The 26,057-nt window shown below is 74.1% G+C and carries 13 protein-coding genes; 11 read left to right on the forward strand and 2 right to left on the reverse strand.

The genetic code is table 11. The features are described 5' to 3' along the window. Positions 1-10: 10 nt before the first annotated feature. The 7 genes from AB0472_RS18810 to AB0472_RS18840 all read left to right on the forward strand — a co-directional run bounded on the left by AB0472_RS18810 (position 11) and on the right by AB0472_RS18840 (position 18,706). Complete coding sequence (locus tag AB0472_RS18810; RefSeq protein WP_366357572.1) at positions 11-1,807, forward strand: non-ribosomal peptide synthetase; 1,797 nt, start codon at positions 11-13, stop codon at positions 1,805-1,807. Then, positions 1,804-2,577, forward strand: a complete 774-nt coding sequence (locus AB0472_RS18815; RefSeq protein ID WP_366357573.1) for a TylF/MycF family methyltransferase — start codon at positions 1,804-1,806, stop codon at positions 2,575-2,577. The genes AB0472_RS18810 and AB0472_RS18815 overlap by 4 nt, the downstream gene beginning before the upstream one ends. Beyond that, positions 2,574-6,968: a MupA/Atu3671 family FMN-dependent luciferase-like monooxygenase gene (locus AB0472_RS18820; protein WP_366357574.1), complete on the forward strand. Its 4,395-nt coding sequence runs from the start codon at positions 2,574-2,576 to the stop codon at positions 6,966-6,968. Before AB0472_RS18815 ends, AB0472_RS18820 begins: the two co-directional genes overlap by 4 nt. Next, positions 6,965-9,814, forward strand: a complete 2,850-nt coding sequence (locus AB0472_RS18825; protein WP_366357575.1) for a beta-ketoacyl synthase N-terminal-like domain-containing protein — start codon at positions 6,965-6,967, stop codon at positions 9,812-9,814. The genes AB0472_RS18820 and AB0472_RS18825 overlap by 4 nt, the downstream gene beginning before the upstream one ends. Then, positions 9,808-10,554 (forward strand): hypothetical protein, encoded by a 747-nt coding sequence (locus AB0472_RS18830; protein ID WP_366357576.1) that lies wholly within the window; start codon positions 9,808-9,810, stop codon positions 10,552-10,554. Before AB0472_RS18825 ends, AB0472_RS18830 begins: the two co-directional genes overlap by 7 nt. 62 nt (positions 10,555-10,616) lie before the next feature. Further along, positions 10,617-17,414: an amino acid adenylation domain-containing protein gene (locus tag AB0472_RS18835; RefSeq protein WP_366357577.1), complete on the forward strand. Its 6,798-nt coding sequence runs from the start codon at positions 10,617-10,619 to the stop codon at positions 17,412-17,414. Continuing rightward, positions 17,411-18,706 (forward strand): MFS transporter, encoded by a 1,296-nt coding sequence (locus AB0472_RS18840; protein WP_366357578.1) that lies wholly within the window; start codon positions 17,411-17,413, stop codon positions 18,704-18,706. The genes AB0472_RS18835 and AB0472_RS18840 overlap by 4 nt, the downstream gene beginning before the upstream one ends. A gap of 91 nt (positions 18,707-18,797) precedes the next feature. Here the strand turns inward: AB0472_RS18840 and AB0472_RS18845 are convergent, their stop codons facing one another. Then, on the reverse strand, positions 18,798-20,948 hold the full coding sequence (locus tag AB0472_RS18845; RefSeq protein WP_366357579.1) for a BTAD domain-containing putative transcriptional regulator: 2,151 nt from the start codon (positions 20,946-20,948) through the stop codon (positions 18,798-18,800). Between the two features lie 516 nt (positions 20,949-21,464). Here AB0472_RS18845 and AB0472_RS18850 point away from each other — a divergent pair. The 4 genes from AB0472_RS18850 (at position 21,465) to AB0472_RS18865 (ending at position 24,766) form a co-directional block, all read left to right on the forward strand. Then, positions 21,465-22,958 carry an amino acid adenylation domain-containing protein gene (locus AB0472_RS18850; protein ID WP_366357580.1) on the forward strand — a complete coding sequence of 498 codons (1,494 nt, stop codon included), beginning with the start codon at positions 21,465-21,467 and terminating at the stop codon, positions 22,956-22,958. 340 nt (positions 22,959-23,298) lie between these two features. After that, positions 23,299-23,502 carry a hypothetical protein gene (locus AB0472_RS18855; protein ID WP_366357581.1) on the forward strand — a complete coding sequence of 68 codons (204 nt, stop codon included), beginning with the start codon at positions 23,299-23,301 and terminating at the stop codon, positions 23,500-23,502. Between the two features lie 142 nt (positions 23,503-23,644). Next, entirely contained in the window at positions 23,645-23,905 is a 261-nt protein-coding gene (locus AB0472_RS18860; protein WP_366357582.1) for a helix-turn-helix transcriptional regulator, read from the forward strand. A 306-nt stretch (positions 23,906-24,211) separates the two neighbouring features. Further along, the gene (locus AB0472_RS18865; protein ID WP_366357583.1) at positions 24,212-24,766 is read left to right on the forward strand and encodes a hypothetical protein; all 555 of its coding nucleotides are present in this window, start codon (positions 24,212-24,214) and stop codon (positions 24,764-24,766) included. Positions 24,767-24,835: 69 nt separating this feature from the next. Here the strand turns inward: AB0472_RS18865 and AB0472_RS18870 are convergent, their stop codons facing one another. Continuing rightward, positions 24,836-25,888 (reverse strand): helix-turn-helix transcriptional regulator, encoded by a 1,053-nt coding sequence (locus AB0472_RS18870; RefSeq protein ID WP_366357584.1) that lies wholly within the window; start codon positions 25,886-25,888, stop codon positions 24,836-24,838. Between the last annotated feature and the right edge of the window lie 169 nt (positions 25,889-26,057).

Raw genomic sequence — 26,057 nt, forward strand, 5'->3', positions numbered from 1 at the left:
GGAGACGCAGGTGAAATCACGCGTTCTTGAGCTGGTGGAGGAGCGGGCACGGTCCCGTCCCGAGGCCACCGCGGTGGAGTCGGCGGACGGCGTCCTGACCCGCGGTGCGCTGTGGGAGCGGGCGGGACTGCTGGCCGCAAGCATGACGTCGCGGGGGCTGCGGCCCGGCGAGGTCGTGGTCGTCGGCACGGGCCGCACCGCCGAGCTGCTCGTCGCCGTCCTGGCGACGCTGCGGGCGGGCGGCGCGTTCTGTGTCGTGGACCCGGGCTACCCCCCGTCCCGGATCCGGCGGATCCACCGCGACAGCGGGGCCCGGTTCGTGGTCGCCCCGGGTCTTGAACTGCGTCCCGGACACCCCGGCCCGCCCCTGGAGGGGCTGGCGTACGTGGTGTTCACCTCCGGCTCCACGGGACGGCCGAAGGCGGTGGGGATGCCCCACCGGGCCGTCGACACGCTGATCGACTGGACCCTGGCGAGCACCTCGCGCAGGCCGCTGCGCACCCTTCAGTTCGCCCCGCTGGGCTTCGACGTGTTCGTGCAGGAGGTGTTCACGGCGCTGTGCAGCGGCGGGGTACTGCGGCTGCCCGCCGAGGAGGAACGCCGGGACCTGGTGCGGCTGGCCGAACTGCTGGAGGCCTGGCGGATCGAGCGGCTGTTCGTGCCGCCGGTCGTGCTGGACCGGCTCGCCGCGGTCGCGTCGTACACCGGTACGGTCCCGCGCTCGCTGCGGCAGGTGGCGGTGGCGGGCGAGGCACTCCGGATCACCCCGGGGCTCAGGCGCTTCTTCGAGGAGCTGCCCGGATGCCGGTTGCACCACCACTACGGTCCGTCGGAGACCCATGTGGCCGTCGCACACACCTTGACGGGCCCGCCCGCGTCCTGGCCGGACCTGCCGCCGATCGGCACCCCGCTGCCGGGATTCGGGGCACGGATCGTCGACGGGGAGCTGTGGCTGACCGGTCCGGGTGTGGGCTACGGCTACCTCAACGACCCCGCGGAGACGGCACGCCGCTTCGTCCCCGCCGGCGACCCGGCGCGGACCGCCGACGCCCCGGGTCGGACCGCCGACGACTCGACGCGCACCACGGACGCCTCGACGCGGACCGCCGACGCCCCGGCCCGGACCGCCGACGACTCGACGCACACCACAGACGCCTCGACGCGGACCGCGGGCGGAGGCCGGACCGCCACGGCCTACCGCACCGGCGACCTCGTCACACGAGATCCTGACGGACTGCTGCGCTTCCTCGGGCGGGTCGACCACCAGGTCAAGATCCGCGGCCATCTGGTCGACCCGGCGGAGGTGGAGGCGGTTCTCGGCGGCCTGCCCGGAGTGCGCGAGTGCGCGGTGACGGCCGAACAGGTCGCCGGGGAGACGCAGTTGGCGGCTCATGTCGCCGGGGACACAGCGGGACTGCGGGCCCGGCTCGCCGCGGCGCTTCCCGCCCATCTGGTGCCCGCGCGGATCCAGGCCGTGGACCGGCTCCCGCTCACCGCGCACGGGAAGGTCGACCGCGGGCGGCTGCCCTCCCCGGCCGGCCGCGGCGCGGTCGGCGACCCGCCGACCGGGACCGTGGAGCGGGACGTCGCCTCGGTGTGGTCGGCGGTCCTGGGCCACACCGACATCGGACGGGACCAGCTGTTCCAGTCGCTGGGCGGCACGTCCCTGTCGGCCGCGCTGGTCCTGGCCAGGCTGCGCGCCCGCTACCCGGCCCGGGTCGACCTGCACAGCTTCCTGTCCGCGCCCACCGTGCGCGAACTGGCCCGACGACTGACCGAGACGCCCGACCCGGTGGGGGACGCATGAGCCCGCGGACGCTGGACCTGTATCTGGAACTCATGAAGAAGGTGCTGTCCAACACCATCTACGAGGATCCGCCGATCCCCGCGGACTGGGCGCCCTCCACCGTCTACGACTCGCTCAACCGCAGACTGGGCGTCGACTGGCCCAGCCAGGCCCACACGATGATCGGCCGACGGCGGCTGGACAACCTCCAGTTCTGCGTGGAGCGGGTGCTGGCGGACGGCGTGCCGGGCGACCTGATCGAGACGGGCGTCTGGCGAGGCGGCGCGTGCATCCTCATGCGGGCGGTGCTGCGCGCCCACGGCGTGACGGACCGCCGGGTGTGGGTCGCCGACTCCTTCCAGGGCATGCCGCTGCCCGACGCGGACACCCACCCGGCCGACCGCGCGCTGGCCGCGCACACCCACAACGACGTCATCGCCGTGGACCTGGACACCGTGCGGCGGAACTTCGAACGGTACGGCCTCCTCGACGACCAGGTCGTCTTCCTGCCGGGCTGGTTCCACGAGACGCTCCCCGCCGCGCCGATCGGGAAGCTCGCGGTGCTCCGGCTCGACAGCGACCTGTACACCTCCACGGTCGAGACCCTCGACCTCCTCCACCCGAAGGTGTCACCGGGCGGATTCGTGATCGTCGACGACTACCACATCCCGGCCTGTCGGGACGCCGTGCACGACTGGCGCGAGCGCCACGGGGTGACCGAGGAGATCGAGGACATCGACGGACTGGGTGCCTTCTGGCGCCTGACGCCCCCGGAAGGAACCACCCCGTGAACGCAACGCTCCCCGCCGTGCGCGCCCTCGTCGCCGAGGTGTTCGGGCTGCCGGTGGACTCCGTCGACCCGGACCGGCCACTGATCGCGCTGGGGGCGGACTCGCTGGTGCTGCTCGCCCTGACCCGGAAGGTCCACGACCGGTTCGGGGTGCGGCTGCCGGTCCGCGCGCTCTTCGAGGACGAGCTGTCCGTCCGCTCGGTGACCGCCCGGCTCACCCCGGACACGGACGTCTCCGGCGGTTCGCCGGCCGCCGCGTCCGTCGACTTCAGCCTGTACTTCTTCGGCGACTACCCGCACGGGGACGGACCCGCTCGGTACGAGGCGCTGCTGGCCGCCGCCGAGTTCGGCGACCGCAACGGCTTCCACTCCCTGTGGGTGCCCGAGCGTCACTTCCACTCCTTCGGCGGGCTGTTCCCCAACCCGGCGGTGCTGGCCGCCGCGCTCGCGGTGCGCACCCGCTCCATCCGGCTGCACGCGGGCTCGGTGGTGCTGCCCCTGCACCATCCCGTGCGGGTGGCCGAGGAGTGGGCGATGGTCGACAACCTCTCCGGTGGCCGGGCCGGGCTGTGCGTGGCGTCCGGCTGGCACTCCGGCGACTTCGTCCTGGCGCCGGAGCACTTCGAGGACCGGCGCGAGCTGATGTACGAACGCCTGGACACCGTGCGCCGGCTGTGGTCGGGCGCGCCGCACACCGGTGTCTCCGGCGACGGCGACACCGTGGAGGTGACCCTCTTCCCGGCACCCGTGCAGTCGCGGCCGCCGCTGTCCGTGGCCGTCCTGTCCAGCCCCGCGAGCTGGGAACGGGCGGCGCGCGAGGACGTCGGCGTGGTGACCAACCTGATGCAGCAGGACGTCGACGACCTGGCGCGCAACATCGCGCTGTACCGGAGCACGCGTGCCCGGTGCGGGCTGGACCCGCGGGAAGGCCGGGTCACCGTCCTCGTCCACACCTATCTGCGCGGCGACGCCGAGCGGGCACGGCAGGAGGCGTACGGGCCGTTCCGCGCCTATCTGATGTCCTCGCTCTCCCTGTTCGACAACGCGGTGCGCAGCCTCGGGGTCGAGGTGGACCTCGCCCGGACCCCGGCCGACGACGTCGAGTTCCTGCTGGAACGCGCCTACGACCGCTACTGCGCGACCCGCGCCCTCATCGGCTCCCCGCACGGTGTGCGGCCGGTGCTGGACGCGCTGGTGCGGGCGGGCGTGGACGAGGTGGGCGCGTTCGTGGACTTCGGCCTTCCGGCCGCGGACATGCTGGCGGGTCTCCCCCACCTGGCCGTACTCAAGGACGAACCGTCGCCTGCCGTCGCACCTGACGGACCGTCCCCCGCCGTCGCCGCGGACGAGCCGTCCCCGGCCGTGGCCGCGCCCGCCTCCCCGCAGCAGCGGCGGATGTGGCTGATGGACCGGATGGATCCGGGACGCGCCGTCCACAACGAGCCGAAGGCCGTGGAGCTGGAGGGTCCGCTGGACCGGGACGCGCTGCTCGACGCGCTCCGCGCGGTGGTGGACCGCCAGGAGGCGCTGCGCACCGCTTTCCGGGAGGAGGACGGTGTCCTGCGGCAGATCGTCGGGCCGCCGTTCACCCCGGACTGCCCCGTCACCGATCTCACCGGGCGCACGCGCGAGGAGGCTGTGGCGGCGCTGCACGCGGCGCACGGTTCGGCCCCCTTCGATCTGACGACCGGTCCGCTGTGGCGGGTGGCGCTGGGCGTGCTCGGTCCCGACCGCCATCTGCTGTATCTGGTGGCGCACCACAGCGTCTTCGACGCGCAGTCGACCATGGTCTTCCTCCGCGACCTCGCGGCGTGCCATCGGGGCGAGGCCGCTCTGCTGCCCCCGCTCTCCCCGGCACCGGTCCCGGACACGCCCCCGGCCGGCGACGGTCTGGAGTTCTGGAAGAGGCTGCTGGACGGTGCCCCGGTGCTGCGGCTGCCCCTCGACCGGCCGCGCGGTGTCTCGCGCCCCGCGCTCGGCGCAACCCTCTCGCACGAGTTCGACGGCGCGCTCGCCCGGCGCGTCCGCGCCTTCGGCCGCTCGGTCGGCGCCACGACGTTCACCACGCTGCTGAGCGCGGTCGCCTCCGTGCTCGGCCGGTTCGGCGACACCGACGACGTCGTGCTGGGCACCGCGGTCTCCCACCGCCCGCCGGGCGCCGAGGACCGGATCGGGATGTACGTGGAGACCCTGGCCCTGCGTCTGGACCTGTCGGGCGACCCGTCCTTCGCCGGTCTGGTACGGCGGGTGCGCGGCGCGGTCATGGAGGCGCTGGAGCACCGGGACGTGCCCCTCGACGCGGTGGTGGAGGCGGTCAACCCGGAGCGGGTCCCGGGTACCAACCCGCTGTTCGACGTGCTGGTGGAGTTCGAGCAGACGGCCGACGCGGATCTGGGCGGAGGGGGTCTGTCCGCCCGGCTGCTGCAAGTGCCGCGCGCGCAGGCGCCGTTCGCCCTGACCTTCTACTTCGCGGCGCGCCCGGACGGCCTGGGGTGCACGGTGGAGTACGACGAGCGCCTCTTCGACCCGGAGACGGTCGCCCAGTTGCTGCGCTACGTCGAGGAGCTGCTCGGCCGGGGACTCGCCGACTCGGCGGGCGCCCTGTCCGCGCTGGCCGGACTGACCGAGGCGGACGCGCGGTTCGTGGCGTCCCACGACGGGTCCGGGGACGCGGAGCCCGAGCGGGCCGAGGACGGTTCCTCGGCCCGGGCCGTCGCGGCCGACGAACCGGCCTGTCTGCACGAACTGTTCGAGCGGGCGGCGTCCGCCACGCCCGACGCGGTCGCGCTGTCGGGCCCGCACGGCACGACCCGGTACGGCGAGCTGGACGCCGCCGCCAACCGCCTCGCCCACCGTCTGATCGGCGAAGGGGTGTCCCCCGGCAGCACCGTGGCCGTCCTGCTGCCCCGGGGAGCCGGACTGATCACCGCCGTGCTGGCGGTCCTCAAGTGCGGGGCGGCGTACGTCCCCATCGATCCGGCGCTGCCCGAGGCCCGGCGCACCGCCATGGTGCGCGACAGCGGCGCCGTGCTCGTCCTGACCGACCCGCAGGCGGACCCCGGCTTCCCGGCGACCTCGCCGGGCCTGGGCACCGACCCCGGCTCGACGGCCTACCTGATCTTCACCTCGGGGACCACGGGCGGCGCCCGGGCGGTCGCGGTGCCGCACCGGGGTCCGGTCGCGCTGGTGCGCTGGCAGTCGCAGGCGCACCCCGCGCTGCGCACGCTCCAGTGGACCTCCCCCGGCTTCGACGTGAGCGTGCAGGAGATCTTCGGGACGCTCGCCGTCGGGGCCGAACTGGTCCTCCTGGACGACGCCGACCGTCTCGACCCGGCGACCGTGGGCGAGATCGTACGGCGTCACGAGGTGCAACGCCTCTGCCTGCCCGGCACGCCGCTGGCGGCGCTGCTGCGAGGCGCCGGGCCGATGCCCTCGCTGCGGGAGATCTTCTGCGCGGGTGAACCCCTGCGCATGCTGCCCGCGCTCAGCGGGTTCCTGGCGGCCCAGCCGCAGACACGTCTGTTCAACCAGTACGGTCCGACCGAAACCTCGATCATCGTCACCGAGCATCTGGTGACCCCGGACGACGGCCCGAGTCCGCCGATCGGACGCCCCGTCACCGGCGTGCTGCTGCGCGTCGAGGACCGCGACGGCCGTCCGGTCCCGCCCGGGGTGCCCGGAGAGCTGCTGGTCGGCGGGGAGCAGGTGACCGACGGCTACCCGGGCGACGAGGCCCTCACCGCGCGCCGCTTCGTGGACGACGGAACCCGGCGCTGGTTCCGTACCGGGGATGTCGTCCGCTGGAACCGCGACGGCACCCTCGACCATCTCGGGCGTACCGACGACCAGGTCAAGATCCGCGGGTTCCGGGTCGAGCCGGGCGAGGCGGAGGCGGCGCTGGGCGCGCTGCCCCAGGTGGCCGGGGCGGCGGTGCTCGCGGAGCACGAGCCGGAACCGCGGCTCGTCGCGCACGTGGTGCTGCGGGAGCCGCTGGAGGACTGGGTGTCCGTCCTGCGGGCGGGGCTGGCGGAATCGCTGCCCGGTCACCTCGTCCCGGCGGCCTGGTTCGCCGTGGACCGGCTCCCGGTGGGCGCCAACGGGAAGCTGGACCGGGACCTGCTGCGGAGTTCGGGCGTCGCCGAGACGCTGCCGGCCGGCGGTCCGCCCGCCACGCCCGAGGAGGAACGGGTGCACCGGCTGTGGTGCCTGGAACTGGGGGCGGAGAGCCTTCCCGCGGAGGTGTCCTTCTTCCAGGTGGGCGGCAACTCGCTGAACGCCGTGCGGATGCTGGAGCGGATCCGCACCGAGACGGGCGACCGGGTGCCGATGGCCGAGTTCCTGAGAGCGCCGACGATCCGCGCCCTCGCGCGGCGTTTCGAGGGTGTCCGATGACCGGCACCAGGACGCGCGGCGATGCATCGACCGCCGCCGACAAGCGGGGCGATGCCTTGACCGCCACCGACAAGCAGGGCGTCGGGTCGACCGCCGCCGAGGCGCGCGGCGGCGCGGCACACGGCACCGAGGAGCGGAGCGCCGCGGAGAGGGGCACCGAGGAGCGCATCGCCGCGGCCCTCTCCGGTCTGCTCGGCGGCGGCCCGGTCGAGCGGAACGTCCCCTTCCGCGCGCTGGGCCTGACCTCTCTCCTCGGCACCCGGCTGCGGGTGCGCCTGGAGCGGGAGTTCGCCCGGCCCGTGCCCGCCGCCGCACTGACCGAGCACTACACGGTGACCGCCCTGGCCCGGTATCTCGACGGCACCGTCCGGACCGAGCCGCGGCCCCCGGTCCGGATCGGTGCGCCGTCGGCCGTGGATCGGCGGGTGGCCGTCATCGGCATGGCCGCCCGCTTCCCCGGCGCGCCGGACATCGACGCGTTCTGGCGGAACCTGCGGGCCGGGGTCTGCTCGGTCGGTGAGCCGCTGTCCGACGTGGATTCCTTCGACGCCGCGTTCTTCGGAATGAGTGCGCGCGAGGCGGAACGGACGGATCCGGCGCACCGGTTGCTCCTGGAGACCTGCTATCACGCGTTGGAGGACGGCGGCTGTCCGGACCCGGACGACGGGACCCGGATCGGCGTCTTCGCGGGGTCCGGCATGAACCTCTACGGTCCGCAGCCTCCGTACTTCCTGCGGGCCGACGCGACCGGCGACCCCCTTGACGCGGTCGCCGAACTCATCGGCGGCCAGGGGGACTTCCTGGCCACCCGGGTCGCCTACCACCTCGGTCTCACCGGCCCGGCGGTGACCGTGCAGAGCGCCTGCTCCACCTCGCTGGTCGCGGTGCACCTGGCGGTCCAGGCCCTGTTGACGGGCGACGCGGACCTGGCGCTCGCGGGTGCCGCGGCCGTCCGCCGCACGCCCGCACCCGACGGCCCGCCGGACCCGGAGTACATCCTGTCCCCCAGCGGGGTCGTGCGCGCCTTCGACGCCGCCGCCGACGGCACCGTGGGCGGGGACGGCGTCGCCGCGGTCCTCCTCAAGCCGCTGGAGCGGGCACTGGCCGACGGCGACACCGTGCACGCGGTGATCCTGGGGTCGGCGGTCACCAACGACGGACGGGCCAAAGCGGGTTTCACGGCCCCGTCCGTCCGCGGGCACGCGGCGGCGGCCCGGCACGCCCTGGCGCGTGCCGGCGCCGAGCCGCACACGATCGGCTATCTGGAGGCCCACGGCACCGGTACCGCCGTCGGCGACCCGATCGAGTTCCGGGCCCTCACCGAGGCGCTGACCGCCGGGCCGGGTCCCACCGGACGTACCGGCCTCGGCTCGGTCAAGCCGTCGGTCGGGCACCTCGACACGTGCGCGGGCATGGCCGGTCTGGTCAAGACCGTACTGATGCTGCGCCACGGCGAACTGGTGCCCACGGTGAACACGACCGCCCCCGATCCCCGGCTGGCGTGGTCCGACAGCCCGTTCTTCCCCGTCACCGAACGGGCACCGTGGCCGGCCGGCCCGGGACCACGCAGGGCGGGCGTCAGCTCCCTGGGGTTCGGCGGCACCAACGCGCACGTCGTCCTGGAACAACCGCCCGCCCCCGCCGTCGCGGGCGCCTCGGGGCGGGAGGTGCTCGTACCGCTCGCCGCACCGGACCAGGCGTCGCTGCGGCGCCGGGCCGAGCAGCTCCGCGACTGGCTGCGCGGGCACGACGACGTCCCGGCGGGCGACGTGGCCAGGCGGCTGCACGCCGGGCCGCCCCGCTCCGCCGCGCGTCTGGCGGTGTCGGGGCGGACGTCCCGCGAGGTGGCGGATGCCCTGGACGCCGCGCTCGCCGCACCGCGGCGGGACGAGCCGCGGCACGGCGAAGGTCCGGTCGCGTTCGGTCCTGCGGCGTTCGCGTTCCGCGGCCAGGGCGCCGGTGCGGTGGACTTCGCAGCCCTCCGGGACGAGCCGGTCTTCCGGTCCGTCGTGGAACCCTTCGGCGAGGTCCTGGACCGGCCCCAGGCAGCCCAGGTCGTCTTCCAGGTCGCGCTCGCCCGGCAGTGGGAGTCCGCCGGGGTACGGCCCGGTGCCGTCGTCGGGCACAGCCTCGGCGAACTGGCGGCACTGTGCACGGCGGGCGCCCTCCCGCTCGCCGAGGCGGTCCGGTTCGCACTCGTGCGCGAGGAGTTGACCCGGTCCACCAAAACCGGGCGGATGCTGGCGATCAGTGCTTCCGTGGACGTGGCGTTCGACGCGGCGGCGGCGACAGGGGCCGACCTCGCGGCCCACAACGCGCCCACCTCGCACACCCTGTCGGGCCCGGAGGCCCTGATGGACCGGGCGGAGTCCTGGCTCGACCGGCACCGGGTGCCCCACCGGCGGCTGCCGATGACGACCGCGTACCACTCCCACCTCATGGAACCGGTCCTGGACCGGCTGGCCGAGCACGCCCGGGACCTCGACTGGCATCCGTTGCGCATGCCGTGGGCCTCCGCGGCCGACGGAGAGCGTCTGCCCGCGGGGACGGTCCCCGAGGCGGACTGTCTGGTGCGTCAGGTCCGGTACCCGGTGCTCTTCGACCCCGCGCTGCGGACCCTGGGCGCCGCCGGCACCCGGGACTTCGTGGAGATCGCGCCGACGCCCGTGCTGCGGGACTTCGGCCGCCGGGTGCTGCCCGACAGCGCCTGGTACCTCTGGGGACCCGCCGGGCTCGCCGCGCTGTACCGGCGCGGCGCACCGCTCGACTGGGCCGCGCTGAACGGCCCCGGCCCACGGGCCCCGCTGCCCGGCCACCCCTTCGCCCGTCGGAGGTTCCCGTGGTGAGCGCGGCGGGCTCCGGGCACGACGGGCCGCTGCTGGTGCTCGACTACCCGGGGGAGCGTCCGGAGGCCGGGGTGGCCGAGCTGGGCCTGCCCGGACCGCGCGACCTGCTCGCCGTACCGCCGCCGCCCCTCCCGCCCGGCCGGTACCTGGCCGCGCTGTCCGCCGGGCGGCCACCGGGATCGGCCGGAGCGGTGCTGGCCTACTGCGCTTCGGCTCCGCTGGCCGCCGTACTCGCCGCCGGAGCCGGGCGCGCAGGCCGTGCGGCGCCGTTGGTGCTCTTCGACGCCGAACCCGTGACCGCCGCGACCGTCCTGGCCGCCTACGGCAACACCCTGGCCCAGCTCGGTGTCCGGCCGGACCCCCGGGAGGTGCGGCACCTGACCGCGCAGGTCCCGGATCCCGAGGCCTTCCTCACCACGGCGCGGGCCCGGCTGTCGGACCACGTCGGCGCGGCCCTGCGCGCGGACGGGGCCGCCACCGAGGAGGTCGACGACCTCATCTCGACGGTCACGGACTCCGCGCTGCGGTGGCTCGCCCATCTGCTGGCCGCCCACCACGCACCGCCGCCTGACCGCACCGGCCCGACCCTGCGGATCCTGTCGGCGCACACGCCGGGCGACGGCCTGCGGCTCATGTGCGACCGCACGGACCTGCTGCGCGATCCGCGCACGGCCGAAGCCGTCGTCTCCTTCCTGACCGCGCACGGCGCCCTCACCGGTCACGAGCGGGCCCCGGCGTAGTCCCGCACCGTCACAGGCACCGCACACGACCTTCTCGCTCGACTTCCCCAGCGGAGACCACCATGGAACTTCCGGCGTCCAGCGCCCAGCAACGGATGTACTACCTGGAGGCCGCGGCCGGTCCCTCGGCCGTCCACCACCTGCCGGTGGCCCGCCTGATCAGCGGTGACCTGCGGCCGGACGAACTGGCCGCCGCCGCGCAGCGCCTGGTGGACCGCCACGAGGCGCTGCGGACCCGGTTCGCCCTCCGGGACGGACGGCTCACCCAGGTCGTGGACGAGGGCGCGGCCGTCGACTGGCGGTACGACGAACCGCCGGGGACCGCGCGGGAGTCGCTCCCGGACGACGCGGTGCGCCGCTGGACGGACACCGAGCGCGACCGCCCCTTCGACCTGGCGGCCGGTCCCCTGTTCCGGGTCCGGCTGCTGCGCACGGGCCCCCGGCGGTGGCGGCTCCTGCTGTGCATGCACCACATCGTCAGCGACGGCTGGTCGGTGGGGCTGCTGCTGGCGGAACTGTTCGCCGCGCAGGCGCCGCCCGCGGTGCCGTACCGCGTGTTCACCGCCGACCAGGACATGTTCCTGCGGGGAGCGGAGGCCGATCGGGAACGGACGTACTGGCGGGACAGGCTGGGCGACGGGCCGCCGGCGCTCTCCTTTCCGCCGCCCCTGACGCGGGGCGCGCCGAGCGGCAGCCACGTCTTCGCTCCGCCCGCCGAGGTGGTCGAGCGGCTGCGCGTGCTCGCGGCCGCGTCGGACACCACCCTGTTCGGGGTGCTGCTGACCGCCTACGCGATCCTGCTCGGCCGGTACACCGGGGTCGACGACGTGGTGATCGGCACGGTCGTGGCCGGCCGGACCGACGCGCGCTTCGACCGGACGGTGGGGCTGCTGGCCAACACCGTCGCCCTGCGGGCCGACGTCGGCACGGACCGCGACTTCCGCGCCCTGAGCGTCGCGGTGCGCGACGAGCTGTTCGCCGCGCTGGAGCACCAGCGGCTGCCGTTCGACGAGGTCGTGGCGGCCGTCCGCCCGGAGCGGGGCGTGGACGGTGCCCCGCTGGTGCGGGCGGCGTTCACCCTGCGCTACAGCGAGCCGCCCCGGACCCCGCGGCCCGGACTGCATGTCGAAGAGGTCGACGTACCCGTCACGGAGGCCAAGTTCCCGCTGCTTCTGGATGTCCTGGACGAGGGACGAGGGGTGCGCTGCACCCTGGAGTACCGGGGCGACACCCTGGACGAGGCGACGGCACGGCAGTTCGCCGAGCACTACGCGCGGGTGCTGCGGGAGGTCGCGGAGCACCCCGACGTCCCGCTGTCCCGGGTGGAGGTCGTTCCGGCGCCCCCCGCACCCGCCCGGCACGAGCCCGTGGTGACGCGGTGCGCCCACGAGGTGTTCGCCGAGCAGGCCGACCGGCGTCCGGAGGCGGTCGCCGTCGTCGCAGGCGACCGCGCGCTGACGTACGGCGAGTTGGAGAGCCGGGCGAACCGGCTGGCGCATCGGCTGCGCGCGCACGGGGTGGGTCCGGGGACGCCGGTGGGTCTGCACGTGTCGCGGTCCGTCGAACTGGTCGTGGGACTGCTGGGGGTACTCAAGGCGGGCGGTGCGTACCTGCCGCTGGACCCGGCCCACCCGCCGGCCCGCCTGCGGCGCCTGGCGGCCGACGCGGGCCTCCGCGTCCTCGTCACCGACAGCGCTCTGCCCGGATTCGCCGGACAGAGCGTCGCCGTGACCGACCCCTCGCTCGCCCGGCACCCGGACACCGTGCCGGACACCGGGGTGACCCCGGACGATCTGGCCTACGTCATCCACACGTCCGGGTCGACGGGCACCCCCAAGGGCACCCTGGTGCCGCACCGCAACATCGTGCGGCTGTTCTCCGCGACCGACCGGTGGTTCGGCTTCGGCGAGGACGACGTGTGGTCGCTGTTCCACAGCCACGCCTTCGACTACTCGGTGTGGGAGCTGTGGGGTGCGCTGCTGCACGGCGGGCGGCTGGTCGTCGTGGACCCGGACACCACCCGGTCGCCCGCACGCCTCCACGCGCTGCTCCGCCGCGAGCGGGTCACCGTGTTCAGCCAGACGCCGTCCGCGTTCGCGCAGTTCATCCGGTATGACGCGGACGCGCCGCACGGACTGGCGCTGCGCCGTGTGGTCCTGGGCGGGGAGGCGCTCGACCCGGCCGTGCTGCGCGGCTGGTTCGCCCGGCACGGCGACGACAGCCCCCAGGTGATGAACATGTACGGCATCACGGAGACCACCGTGCACGCCACGTGCCGCCGGATGACCGCGGCCGACCTGACCCGTGCCGGCAGCCCCATCGGGGTCACCCTGCCGGACCTGCGCGCCCATGTCCTGGACCACCGGGGCCGCCCGGTGCCGCGCGGTGTCGTGGGCGAACTGTGGCTGGAGGGCGCCGGACTGGCCGACGGCTACCTCGGTCTGCCGGGGCCGACCGCTGAGCGGTTCGTGGCGGGGCCGGAGGGCCGCAGGTACCGCACCGGCGACCTGGTGCGCACGCTGCCCGACGGGGAGCTGGAGTACCACGGGCGGATCGACGACCAGGTCAAGATCCGCGGGTTCCGGGTCGAACCGGGCGAGGTGCGGGCGGCGCTCGCGGCACTGGACGGGGTACGGGAGGCGTACGTCGCCCACCACGACGGCCGGCTCGTCGGGTACGTCGTGCCCGGCTCCGCCGCCGGCGCCCGCGCCCGGGTCCGCCCCGACGTCCTGCGGCGCCGACTGCGCGAGCGGCTCCCCGACCATCTCGTCCCGGCCCAACTGGTGGTGCTCGACCGGTTGCCGCTGAACGCCAACGGGAAGGTCGACCGGTCCGCGCTGCCCAGTCCCGTGGAGCAGGCCGTGGGCCCCCACGTGGAACCCGCGACCGCGGCCGAGACGACGCTCGCCGCGATCTGGCGCGACGTGCTGGAGCGGCCCGTGGTCGGGGTCGACGACAACTACTTCGCGCTGGGCGGGGACTCCCTGCGCACCGTCCGGATCGTCTCCCGCGCCCGGGACGCGGGGCTGCACGTCGACGTGGCCGACCTGCTGCGGCATCAGACGGTCCGGGAGCTGGCGGCCGTCGCCGTCTGCGCGCCACCGACCGGACCGGAACCGCACGAGCCGTTCGCCCTGCTCCCCGCCGAGGACCGGGCCCGGATCGGCGCCGGGATCACGGACGCCTATCCGATGACCCGGCTCCAGGCCGGGATGTTCTTCCACAGCGAGCGCTCGGGGCTCTACCACAACGTCAAGGCGTACACCCTGCGCGGCGGGTTCGACGCGGACGCCTGGCGGGAGGCCGTCGCGGGCCTGACGGAGAGCCACGAACTGCTGCGCACCTCGTTCGAGCCGACCGGGTTCACCGAGCCCGTCCAACTCGTCCACGCGCGCGTGCCGGTGCCGTTGACCGTGGAGGACCTGCGCGGCCTGCCCGACCTGCAGGAGCGCTCGGCGACGCGGTTCGAGGCCGAACGCACCACCCCGTTCGACCCGTCGAGGCCGCCCCTGGTCCGCTTCCACCTCCAGCGGCTCACCGACGACCTGACCCGGCTGTTCGTCACCGAGCACCACGCCGTCATGGACGGCTGGAGCGAACGCTCCCTCCTCGTGGAACTCCTCGCCCGGTACGCCCGGACCGGCGTACGCCCGCCGCCCACGGCCCGGTTCCGCTCCTACGTCGCCCTGGAGCGGGCCGCGCTCGACGACCCGGCGCCGCGGGACTTCTGGAGCCGGGAGCTGGCGGGCATGACGCTGACGGAACTGCCCGGCCGGCGTTCCGCCCGCGGCGGGACCACGATGCGCTATCTGGAACGGCCCGTGACCGCGGACCTCTCCCAGGGCGTCACCCGCCTCGCGCGCGGCCTCGGCGTGCCGGTGCGCACCGTGCTCCTCGCGGCCCATCTGCGGGTCATGGCCCTGCTGTCGGGCACGGACGACGTGGTCAGCGGCACGGTCTGCCCGGGCCGGGTTCCGGAGCCCGACGGCGACCGGGCCATCGGACTGTTCGTCAACACCCTCCCGCTGCGCCTGGCCATGACCGGCGGGAGCTGGGCGGATCTCGTCCGGGCCACCGCCGAGGCCGATCTGCGGATCCAGCCGCACGTCCACTACCCGATGGCGGAGATCATGCGGGTGACCGGACGGCCGGCCCTGTTCACCACGTTCTTCAACTTCACCCACTTCCACGTCGAGCGTGAACTGCCGTCCGGCGCGCCCGAGATCGTGGCGGAGGAGGGGTCCGCCGACGCGGACATACCGTTCGGCGCGGAGTTCTCGCTGGACAGCGCCGACGGCGCACTGCGCCTGGGGCTCCGGTGGGACGCGGACCGCTTCACCGAAGACCGGATCGCCCTCGCCCACGGCTACTACACGGCGGCCCTGCGCGCCATGACCGGGCGGCCGGACTCCCCGTACGCCGACGCCGTCCTGCTGTCGCCGCCGGAACGCTCCCCCGGCCGGCGCCGGGACGGGGCCGGCGCGCGGCGGAGCGGGCCCGCCCTGCTGCACGCGCTCTTCACGGACCAGGCCCGGCGCACCCCCGACCTGGCCGCGTTGCGGCAGGACGGACACGTCCTGACCTACCGGGAGCTCGCAGCCCGTTCGGACCGGCTGGCCGCCGCGCTGGTGCGCCGGGGCTGTGGTCCGGGGCGGTTCGTGGGGCTGGTGCTCCAGCGGTCCGCGCTCCAGGCGGTCGCCGTCCTCGCGGTGCTCAAGGCGGGCGCCGCCCATGTCCCGCTGGATCCGCGCGACCCGCCTCTGCGACGGGCCGCGCTCGCCGAACGGGCGGGTCTGCACCTGACGTTGACGGAGGCGGACGTTCGCGCTCTGGAGGCGGAACCCGAGGTGCACGGGGAGGCCGGGCCCGGCGGTACCCCGGTGACGCTGCCGGCGGTGTCCCCGGACGATCCCGCCTACCTCATCCACACCTCCGGCTCGACCGGCGAGCCCAAGGGGGTCGTCGTGCCCCACCGAGCCGTGTGCAACCTGCTGCGGTGGCTGCGGAAGGCCTTTGCGCTGTCGCCCGGGGAACGGGTGCTGCACCAGACGTCGTACACGTTCGACGTCGCGGTGATGGAGCTGTTCTGGCCGCTGACCTCGGGCGGCACAGTGGTCGTGGCCGGACCGGAGGCGCCCCGCACCCCCGGCGCCCTGTCCCGGCTCGTGCGCGCGGAACGGATCGCCGCCGCGTTCTTCGTGCCGTCCGCGCTCGACGCGTTCCTCGATGACCCCGACGCGGCCGACGCGGCCGTCGGCGCGGGCCTCACCCGCGTGCTGTGCACCGGGGAAGTCCTCCCGCGCCCGCTCCAGGACCGTTTCCTGGCCGCCCTGCCGGACACCGCGCTGTTCAACCTCTACGGTCCGACCGAGGCCGCGGTGGAGGTCACCTGGTGGCGCTGCGTCCCCGGAGGCGGGGACGGCGTGCCCATCGGCCACCCGATCGACGGCGTCGATCTGCACGTCCTGGACCGGCACGGCCGGGAAGTGCCCCTCGGGGTACCGGGCGAACTCCACATCGCAGGCGCCCAGCTCGCGCTCGGCTATCACCGCGACGCCGAGGCGACCGCGCGCTCCTTCCCGCGGATCGAACTGCCCGACGGCACCACGCGCCGGGTCTACCGGACCGGGGACCTGGTACGCCGACTGCCCGGCGGCGAACTGGAGTTCGTGGGCCGCGCCGACCGGCAGGTCAAGATCCGGGGCTTCCGGGTGGAGCCGGGCGAGACGGAGGCGGCCCTGACCCGGCACCCCGCGGTGCGCCACTGCGCGGTCACGGCCGACGGTGACCGCCTGGTCGCGTACGTGACCTGGTCGTCCGGCGACGGGCCACAGGCGGCGGACGCCGTGGCCGCAGGGGCGCCCGTGACCGAGGGGGCGCCGGTCGAGCCCGGCGAGCTGATCCGCTTCGCCCGGACGCTGCTGCCCGAGCACCAGGTTCCCTCGGTGGTCGTCCCGCTGGACCGGATGCCCCTGACCCGGCACGGCAAGCTGGACCATGCCGCGCTGCCCCGGCCGGACAGGGACCGCGCCACGTGGACGGCGCCCAGGACTCCCACGGAGGCACGGGTGGCCGCCGTCTGGGAGCGGGCCCTGCGCCGTCGCCCGATCGGGGCGCACGACGACTTCCTCATGGCGGGCGGCCACTCGCTGGCGGCCCTGCGCCTGATCGGCCTGCTCCAGGAGGAGTTCGGTGAGCGACTGCCGGTGGGCGCGGTCCTGAACCACTCGACCCCGGCTCTCCAGGCCGCGCTGCTGGACGGCCGGACCGCTGAGCGCGATCCCCTGTTCATGGTGCATCCGGTCGGTGGGACCATCCTGTGCTACCGCGAACTGGCCGCCTCGGGAGTCCCGGTCCACGCGCTCGGCATGTCCCGCGCGCTGGGGTCCGTGGAGGAGGTGGCGCAGGTCCACCTCGCGGAGATCCTGCGGGTCCGTCCCAACGGCCCGTATCGGCTGGGTGGTTGGTCCTTCGGGGGGGTGGTCGCCTTCGAACTGGCGGTCCGCCTGCGCGCCAGGGGCGAGAAGGTGTCGCTGCTGGCGGTCCTCGACAGCGCCTACCCGGGCGCGCGCCCGCCCTCGGAGGACGAGCTGCGCGAACGCCATCTGCGTGAGGCGCCCGACGCCGACTTCGCGGTCTTCCGGGCACACCTGCGGGCGCTGAGCCGGTACCGGCCGCCCCGGTACGACGGCGCGCTGCTCTTCCACCGCAGCCGGGACGTCTCCGACGCGGACGTACGGCGCTGGCGGGACCGTGTGGCGGGCGACGTCGACCTACGGGAGGTCGACACCGACCACCAGGGCCTGGTCCGGCATCCGCGAGTCCTCGCGGACCTGGGCGAGGAGACGGGCCGCTCATGAACCCGCCCCTGCGCCGTTCCGCCTTCGGACACCTGTGGGCCGCGCAGACCGCCTCTCAGTTCGGCGCGAACGTCACCGTCGTGGCGCTCCCCCTCGTCGGGGCGGTGACCCTGCGCGCCGACGCGCTGGAGCTGGGGCTGCTGAGCGCGGCCGGGACCCTGCCGCACCTTCTGGTCAGTCCGTTCGCGGGAGTCTGGGTGGACCGCCACTCCCGGCGGCGCCTGCTCATCGGCGCCGATCTGGTCCGTGCCGCGCTGCTGCTCGCGGTACCCGTCGCGGCGGTGTGCGGGATGCTCTCGCTGCCCCTGCTGGCAGTGCTGGCCCTGCTGATCGGCGCTCAGGGGGCGGTGTCCGACGTCGGGTACAGCGCCTGCCTGCCCACCCTGGTCGCCCCCGAGGACCTGGCCCGCGCCAACGCCCGGTTCGAGCTGACGGCGTCGGGGGCGACCATCGTGGGAAGTTCGGTCGGCGGCGTGGCGGTCCAGATGCTCACCGGCCCGTGGGCGCTGCTGTGCAACGCGGCGGCCTACGTGGTGTCCGCGCTGTTCACCCGCCGGCTTCCCGAAACGGCGCGTGCGCGACGGCCGGAGGCACCACGGCAGGAGAACGGCGCGGCACGATCACCTGAGCGGGCCCGGACGGCCCTGCGGGAGGAGATGCGGATCGGCGCGGCCTTCGTCCTGCGCAGCCGGCCGCTGCGGGCCGTGACCCTCGCGACCACCGTCTTCAACCTGTTCCTGTTCGTGAGCGAACCGCCGCTGCTCGTGTTCCTCACCCACGACCTGACTCTCCCGGCGTCCTGGATCGGCACGGTGTACGCGGCCTCCGGTGCCGGTGCCTGCGCGGGCGCGCTGGTGGCGGGCAGTGTGGCGCGGCGGCTGGGGACGACGAGGACACTGTTCGCGACGCTGGCCCTCGCCGGGGCCGCCGGCCTCGCGGTACCGGCCGCGGTCCTCGCGCCCGCCCCGGCGGTGCCCGCTCTGGTGGCGGGCTCCCACTTCGTGACGAGCGCCCTCGTCATCGTCTTCAACGTCACGCAGCGCACCCTGCGCACCACGTTGACCCCTGCGGAGCTGTACGGCCGGGTCAATGCCTCGATTCGCACGGTCGTCCTGGGCGTGGCACCGCTGGGCGGACTGGCCGGCGGCTGGCTCGGCCACCGCGCCGGGGCCCCGACGGCACTGTTCGCCGGGGCCATCGGGATGGCGGGGGCCTGTCTCCTTCTGCTGCCGCTGCGCACCGCGCTGCCGAGGCGAACCGCGGTCCGGACGGCCGGCACCGCCAGACCGTAACCGGTCGTCGCGCCAGGGGCCGGGTCCGGCGGAGTCCGCGGCGATCACCCGTTCCCAGGGCCGTGGCACATGCCGCACCCGCACCGAGGGCTCAGGCGGCGGACCGCCGGGCGGCGGTGCCGCGGCGGCGGGCGCCGTCGGGCCTGGGCCGGTTGCCGGGCGGGGTCGCGCGGCCCTCCGTCGGCCGGGGCCCGGTCCGGGGCGGGAGCTGGGTCTGCGCGGGGGCCGGTCCGGGGCGGGGCGTGGCCGACTCCTGGACGGCGAAGCTGCGGACCAGTTCGGGCAGGGCGTAGCCGCCGGGCTGCGGAAGGGACTGCAACAGGCAGGCGTCGACGAGTCCTTCGAGGGCATCCTCCGCCTCGGCGGCGCTGACGCCCGCCAGCCGGGCGGCCGTCCGTTCGTCGATGCTGCCGGACGGTGCCGCGCGCAGGGCAAGCAGCATGCGTTGCTGGGCGGGGCTCAGTCCGCGGTAGCACTGGCCGATCCCGGTGGCCACGCTGCGGTCGGCGAGGGTGAGTTCGCGCAGCCTCAGGTCGTGGCGGCGCAGCCGCCGGACGGCCTCGGCGAGACTCCAGGCGCGGCGGTTGTTGAGCCGGGCACCCATGATCCGCAGCGCGAGCGGGAGCCGCCCGCAGACGGCCGCCAGGTCGCGGGCCTCGCCGGCGTCGCCGATCCGGTGCGTGCCGATGATGCTGCCGAGGAGGCCGACGGCCTCCTCCTCGGACAGCGGGCCCAGGTGGATCGGGACGGCACCGTCGAGATTGCCGATGACGGTGCGGCTGGTCACCACGACGAGACAGCCGCCGGTGCCGGGCAGCAGCGGGCGCACGGTCACGGTGTCCACCACTCCGTCGAGGATCATCAGCACCCGCCGTCCGGCCACGGCCCGCCGCCAGGCGATCAACCGTCCGTCGAGGTCGTCCGGGACGTCCCCGGCAGGTGTGCCCAGGGTGAGCAGCAGGTGCCGCAGTGCCTCCGCCAGGGTCGGAGGGCCGCTGTGCGGGGTGAGGCCCTGGAGGTCCAGGTGGATCCGTCCGTCGGGAAAGGCGGCGGAGAGGCGGTGGGCGGCGTGCACGGCGAGCGCGGTCTTGCCGACACCGGGCATGCCGGTCAGGGTCACGATGGTGGGGGCCCGGTCGGTGACGGCGGCGCCGAGGGCGAGGATGGCGTCCAGTTCCCGGCGGCGTCCGGTGAAGTCCTTGAGGTCGTAGGGCAGACTGCCGTGATCCTGTCCCCGGTCGGCGGCTGTCGCCACGGTCACCTCCGCGGCTGGTGGGACGTTTCCCGCGGTGCTGTCCACGGTCCACGTGGAGGCGGGGACGGGGGCGGGGGCGGGATCGCAGTCGGGCTCGTCCTCGGGCCGGGGCGCGGTTCCGGGTACCGGGCCGGGGCCGGCTTCGGGCCCGGGCCCGGGTCCGGGTCCGGGGCCAGGTCCGGCTTCAGGCTCGGGTTCGGGAAGCATGAGGCCCGGATCGTCCCTGAGGATGCGCTCCTGGAGGCGGCTGAGCCCAGTGCCGGGCTCGATGCCCAGCTCCACCAGTTCTGCCCGGCCCTGGGCCATCACCTGCAGAGCATCCGCGCGTCGGCCGATCCGGTAGAGGGCCAGCATGAGCCGCTCCCGCAGCCCCTCGTGCAGAGGATGGGCACTGACCAGGGAATACAGGTCGGGTACCAGCGCCCGCGCCTCCCCGTTCAGCAGCCGCAGGTCGACCAGCCGCTCGGTGGCGATGAGGCGCCGTTCGTCGAGGTCCCGGCCGCCGGAGCCGACGACGGCGCCGCTCAGTCCGCTCAGCGCACGGCCGCGCCACAGTTTCAGGGCACTGGAGAGATGCTCGACGGCCTCGTCGGCGCGGCCCTCGGTGACGGCGGTACCGGCGCGGCCCAGCAGGGTCTCGAAGGTACGGGCGTCGAGCTGGCCCTCGCTCAGCACGAGCCGGTAGCCCGGCGCTTCGGTGAGGATGCGCACCGAGTCGGGCAGCCTGCGGCGCAGGTTCCAGATCATCTTGCGCACCTGGTTGCCCGCCGTGTCCGGCGCTTCCTCGTCCCAGACCGCGCGGATCAGGCGGTTCACGGGAACGACCCTGTCCGCGTAGATCAGCAGCGTCGCGAGGACGTGACGCTGTCTCACGCCGCCCGGGTTGACCCGTCGATCCCCGTCCCACACCTCCAAGGGGCCGAGCACCTTGAACACCGGTCCGTGCGCGGCCTCGTGGTCCGGCTTCGAGAGTTCGTGCTGGGGCATGGGCGTCTCCGGCCTCTGGTACGTTCCCGGCGTGCGTTGCCGTGGGGTGTACGGCTTGCTGGCCCTCCACGATCACCGGGGCGGACGGCGCGGGCCATGCCGCACCCGCCTCACCGACCTGCATGGCAGCAAGGTAACGGGGGCACGAAAAGCCTCGTGTCACCACAAGTACCGCTTCACGGACAGGGTTTCGGCGCGCGGCACCCTCCCCGTGCCCCCTCCCCCCGGGGTGCGCCGACAGGGCGTCCGGATGCACCCGACGTTCTCTTCCGGTTCCGGCGACTCCCCCCGCCCCGGGCGGCCCGGGCGGCCCGGGGCCGACCCCGCCACCCCTTTCCCGACCGATCCCCCAGCTCCCGGCGCCGGCACGTCTTCCCCCTGACACCCCCCTCATGCCGGGCACCGATCCGGAACAGTCACGGAACGTGTTGACCTGCATCCGTTCAGTGGTTAGCGTCCCGCCGACGGTGCCTGGCGCACCACGAACGTCACACAGCTGAAGGGTGGTTCGGCGTCATGGGCGACCGGGTCGACGTCTGGGTCGAGAAGAGCATCGCCGACCATCCCGAGAGGATCGCCGTCACCGACTCCTCCCGGGACGTCACGTACGGCGAACTGGGAGCGGCTGCTGAAACGGTACGGCGGATGCTGGCGGACGCGGGCGTCCGGCCCGGCGAGCTCGTGGGTATGCGCATGCCGCGCGGATGGCGGGTCTACGCCGCGGTGCTGGGCATCTGGCGGCACGGCTGCGGCTATGTGCCGGTGGACCCCTCCTATCCGCGACCGCGCCAGGACTTCGTACTCGCCGACGCCGGGGCCCGCACGGTGGTCGAGCCCGGTCCCGACGAGGGATTCACCGTGAGCACCCCTCCGGCGGCGGACCCGGCGGCATCGCCCGCGCCGGACGGTACCGCCTACGTCATCCACACCTCGGGCTCCACGGGCCGCCCGAAGGGTGTGGTGATGTCCCACAGGAGTCTGGCGGCCTTCCTCCTCGGCTTCGTGTCGTCCCTCGGCCTCGGCGCCGACGAGGTCTGGGCCCAGTCCACGTCGCCCTGTTTCGACGTGAGTCTGGCCGAGTCATGGGCCCCGCTGGTGACCGGCGCGCGGCTGCTGACGGTGCCGGAGCAGGCGCTGCGGGACCCACGTCGTCTCGCCTCCCTGCTGACCGAGGCGGGCGCGACGGTCCTGAGCCAGGTGCCGACCGTCTTCCGCTATCTGCTCGACGCCGCCGAGCGGACCGGCACCTCCTTCCCCGCACTGCGCCGCGTTCTGCTCGCGGGCGAGCCGGTGGAACTGACGGTGGTCTCCCGCTGGGCCGATCTGGGGCTCTCCCCCGGTGCGACCTACCACAACCTGTACGGCCCGACGGAGGGCACGGTGTACGCGACCTGGCAGGAGCTGACCCCGCGCACGCTGGCCCGGCGGGACGCCCCGGGCACCCCGATCGGCAGCGCCCTCCCGCACGTCGACGTCGAACTGAGGGCCGACGGGCGCCCGGTGGCCGACGGGGAGACCGGGGAGATCCTTCTCGCCGGAGGGATCGCGGACGGTTATCTCGGGCAGCCCGAGCTGACCGAGCGGGCATTCGTCCGCGATGCCGACGGCCGGACCTGGTACCGGACCGGTGATCTCGCCGTCCGGGACGACGACGGCACCCTGCGCTGCCTCGGCCGGGCCGACGGCCAGGTCAAGGTGCGCGGTATGCGGGTCGAGCTGGGAGAGGTCGAGAGCCGCCTCCTCGCATGCCCCGGGGTGGCCTCCGGCGCCGTGGTGGTGGTGCCCAGTCCGCGCGGGGAACCCATGCTGGTCGCATGCTTCGTCCCCCGCGACGAGGCCGACGACACGCTCGCGGAGCGGTTGCCCGCCGAGCTGGCGGCGTTCTTGCCGACCCACATGGTGCCCGCCAGGTTCCTGCCGCTGCCCACGCTGCCTCTCACCCTCAGCGGCAAGCTGGACCGCGGCGAGCTGGAGAAGACCGCCGGCGCACGCCGCCCCCGCACCCGGTGACGTCGGGTCCTGACCCGGATCCGGCCCGAGGTCACGCCCACGAGCAGTGACGCCTCGCGCCGGACGCGCTCGACACCCTCGCCGGTCGCCGATCAGGACCGCCGCGACCCGCTGGGTCCACATCTCCGGGCTCGCGTCCTTTCGAACTGCGCCCCTCTGCACAGACTGTTCACACCCGTTTCTCCCGCTTCGCTCTTTTCGCTACCCGTTCGTCTTTGCTGCCGGACAGTTTGGTGAGCACCTTCCCCCATGGTCAGCGAGTCGCGCACTGGAGAACCTTGAAGCAGCGGGGATCACAACCGGATAACTCCGCACTTATCGCAACAAAACAGGAGTAACTGTGAAACTCAGCCGTCCCGTCACCACAGTGATCGCAGTCGCGCTGCTCGCCCTCGGCGCCATATCCGGCGCGCAGAGCTCAACCCTTCGGTCCGCGGCCGCCGTAGTAGTCGCCGGCGACAGCGGCTGGGGCAGTGTGAAACCGCCCGTCGCGCTGGACCAGCTGGGCACGGCGAGGGCGACGGACGACAGCGGCTGGGGCTGAGCCGAGCACACGGCGCGCTCCACGCGCCCGGCAGGACCTTCCGCGCGGAGGTTCCCCGCACCACCCGGGAACGGACCGGTCCGCCCTTCCGCCGGGGGCGGACCGGCCCACGTCAGGGTTCTCCTGCGACGAGGAAAACGGAATGGACACACGCCGACCGCCGACAGCTGCCGAAGCTCTGGCCTCACTGAGCGTCCGCGAGCGTGAGGTCCTGCGACACCTCGCCGACGGCCTCACCTACACGTCCATCGCCCGCCGAATGGACCTGAGCCCGCACACCGTCGACACCTATCTGCGCAGGATCCGGGAGAAGTCGGGGGCCCGGAGCAGGGTCAGTCTGCTGCGTCTCGCCATCGCCGTGGCCGAGAGCCAGGACAGGGACCGGGGCCAGGACCGGGACTAGACGACAACCCCTCAGGCGTGGGGCGCAACCGCCCGGTGGGGCCGACGGTCACGGACAGAGACCGGCCGTCGGCCCCACCCGGCGGTCGTGCGACGCCGGCTCTTTCCCCCACTCAGCCCCCTGTGTGGCGGGAACACGTGACTACATGTTTCGCGACACGAACGCCAGAATGCCTCTCACACCGCCGTCGGACGGCAGCGGGACATCCGGGTCCCCGAGGAAGCGAACGAAGACGAAGCCGACTCGACGGTGCCCACAAGCCCCTCGCCAGGGATCGGGCCCACGCGAGATCGGAGAGTCAGAGCTGTGCCTGAGCCCAGACGGCTGGTGAAGCCGCTCGAGTCCTTTGTCCAGGAGCTGGCGCTGTGCGTCGCGACGAACGGGGACAGGGGACCGGCACTGCTGTGGCCCGAGAACTCCGAGACGCTGCCGGAGTTGCTGCGCATCGCGCGGCTCGCCTACCACCAGGAACGCTGGCCGTACGCCTCCGACGCGGCGCCGCCTCGGACCGACGAGTGCGCGCAGGAGCCCGGGGCCCCGGGAGAGGAGACGGAGCCGCTGCTGCTGGCCTCGGCGCTCGGCGCGCTGCTGGAGCTGCGGGTCCGCCCGTCCTTCCGGTTCATGCACTCCATGTCGGTCGGCGAACAACAGGCGTCGAGCACGGTCGAGTACACCGTGACCGTGCTCGAAGGCGCCTGCCGATGCAGGCTCACCCGCACGGACGGCACTCCCGGGAGCACCGTGGATCTGCGCCTTCGCGCGGGCGGGACACTCTTCGTGCCCCGCGACCACGCCTACGCTCTGCTGGACGTCCACACGCCGACGGTCCTGATGGAACTCCTCCTTGGTGAGGCGAACTGACGGTCTTACGGGCTGACGGCTGACGGGCCATCGAGCGGCTTCTGCCGTCAGCCTGTTCGCGGGACCGGACTACTCGTCCTGCGGGTCGGCGCCGTCGTCGTCCGGGTCGTCGCCCAACAGCCCTCTGCTGGCCACCGCGAACCCGGCCTGGAAGCGGCTCTCCGCCCCGAGGGTCTGCATGATGTCCGCGATGTGTTTCCGAGTGGTGCGCAGCGACATGCCGAGGCGCCTGGCTATCGTCTCGTCCTTCCGTCCGGTTGCGAGAAGCCTCAGGATGGTGCGGTCGAGGTCCTTGGCAACGGCTTCCAGTCCGTCGGTGGCCGCGTCGGAGAACGGCTGGGCCTCCGTCCACGCCTGCTCGAACAGCTCGCACAGGAAGTGCACGACCGACGGTTCACGGATGACGACCGCGCCCCACGTCCCCTTGTGGTCGGGCAGGAAGGCCAGTTCACGGTCGAACACGATCATCCGGCCGAAGAGCTGGTGGGCGGTGCGGTACTCGGCTCCGAGGGCGCTGGCCATGGCGACGTACGCCTGGCTGGGGCTGTTGAACCGCGCGGTGTGGTGGTAGAGGGTCCGGATCCGCACCCCGCGGGCGAGCATCTCGCCGTCCCTGGCCAGCGCGTCCTTGAGCACTTCGGGTGCCCGCGTGCCGCCCGGCTGGACGGTGATCATCTCCTCTCGGCACAGCTCGGCCGCCCGGTCCAGGGCGACCCGCACCTCGGTCAGAGCGGGGATGGTGTCGAGGGGCGCGGGGGCGGCACGCTGCGCCTCCTCGTAGTGCGAGGAGAGCTGGGCGAACTGGTCACGGAAAGCGCGCAGCGAGATCTGCTGCTCGCGGATGGCCCTCTCCAACGGGGCGGTGGCCACGGCGGCGGCCAGGTGCGGGTCGACCGCCCGCATCACCTGGTCGTCCTCCGCGTGCCGCTGGAGCAGGCCCACCTGGAGGAGAGCGTCGACGGCGCGCGTCACCGTGGGTTCGTCGAGCGCGAGTTCCGTGGCCATCCGGGACAGGTCGAACTGCCGGTGCAGGGCGAGCCACCGGTAGACGGCCACCTCCTCGGCGCCGAGTCGGTCACCCACACCGAAAGTCTGGCTCTTCGCCTCCTGCCTCAACGTCATCCCCTCTCCGTGACAAGTAACGCGGGACCGCATGACAGGCCGCCGAACATCCCCCGGGCCGGCACGTGGCGCGGCGACGGCGTGCTGAAGGGGAGACGACTCGGGCGGCCCCCGGGGAATCGATTCGCCCGGGCCCGACCGGCGCGTTCCGGTACCGCGTGACCTCCGC

Origin of the sequence: Streptomyces sp. NPDC086777, from assembly GCF_040702065.1 — a bacterium.
GTDB lineage: Bacteria > Actinomycetota > Actinomycetes > Streptomycetales > Streptomycetaceae > Streptomyces.

Bases quoted from the DNA above. Each gene is read 5' to 3' on its own strand.
- AB0472_RS18815 (WP_366357573.1), top strand. From the start codon at position 1,804: ATGAGCCCGCGGACGCTGGACCTGTATCTGGAACTCATGAAGAAGGTG.
- AB0472_RS18825 (WP_366357575.1), top strand. From the start codon at position 6,965: ATGACCGGCACCAGGACGCGCGGCGATGCATCGACCGCCGCCGACAAG.
- AB0472_RS18835 (WP_366357577.1), top strand. From the start codon at position 10,617: ATGGAACTTCCGGCGTCCAGCGCCCAGCAACGGATGTACTACCTGGAG.
- AB0472_RS18840 (WP_366357578.1), top strand. From the start codon at position 17,411: ATGAACCCGCCCCTGCGCCGTTCCGCCTTCGGACACCTGTGGGCCGCG.
- AB0472_RS18845 (WP_366357579.1), bottom strand. From the start codon at position 20,948: ATGCCCCAGCACGAACTCTCGAAGCCGGACCACGAGGCCGCGCACGGA.
- AB0472_RS18850 (WP_366357580.1), top strand. From the start codon at position 21,465: ATGGGCGACCGGGTCGACGTCTGGGTCGAGAAGAGCATCGCCGACCAT.
- AB0472_RS18860 (WP_366357582.1), top strand. From the start codon at position 23,645: ATGGACACACGCCGACCGCCGACAGCTGCCGAAGCTCTGGCCTCACTG.
- AB0472_RS18870 (WP_366357584.1), bottom strand. From the start codon at position 25,888: ATGACGTTGAGGCAGGAGGCGAAGAGCCAGACTTTCGGTGTGGGTGAC.